Source organism: Erwinia sp. 009765445, assembly GCF_058137865.1.
The window spans coordinates 1-593 of the sequence record NZ_JBYUWC010000067.1 but is presented as its reverse complement, the minus strand read 5'-3'; the positions used below and the strand labels follow the sequence as shown (position 1 = coordinate 593).

Annotated in this window: 1 protein-coding gene; it reads right to left on the bottom strand. The window is 62.1% G+C overall.

Going from position 1 to position 593, the window contains the following annotated elements; genetic code table 11:
- A partial coding sequence (locus AC3Y5R_RS24245; protein ID WP_489923428.1) for an RHS domain-containing protein occupies nucleotides 1-593 on the bottom strand: 593 nt, incomplete at both ends.

Here is a 593-nt window from a genome sequence, read left to right as displayed (position 1 = left end):
GCTGCAGATGATGCGGGTTCTCATCACTCAGCAGGTTGCCCCATTCATCATATTCTGCGCACCACGCTGTTGCCCCTTCCGTGCTGATGAGCGCCAGCGGCAGGCCGCGATGGTCGCAGTGGTACAGGTGGATTTTTCGCGCCGGCGTGTACACCGGGTCCATCTGGTTTTTCATCTGCTCCACGGTCAGGCCGCACGATGCCAGCCAGCGGCGGCTTTCCTCACTCACCCGGTCAGCCAGGATTTCACTTTCCAGCCGGTCGAGCATCTGCACCAGCACCGGCGGGAACACCACACTGCCACCGTCTTCGCCGCCGGACTGCTGAAGGGTATCCGCCAGGCTGCGGCGCTGCGTTTTCGCCAGCTCACCGGTGGCAGTTTCAACTCTGATGAGTGGCGTGAAGCTCCCCGGCTGATAAATCGTCTGGATGCGGGTTCTGTCGTTCTGTATCGTGGTCAGCCGGTCGCCGTCCCAGCCGTACCAGGTCACTTCCGGTTTCCGTGACAGCGACATCCAGCCCGTCAGGTCCCGTTCACGTCGCCATACCCGTTTTGCCACCCTGCGGCCCAGCGGGTCGTAAAGATAGCGGCTT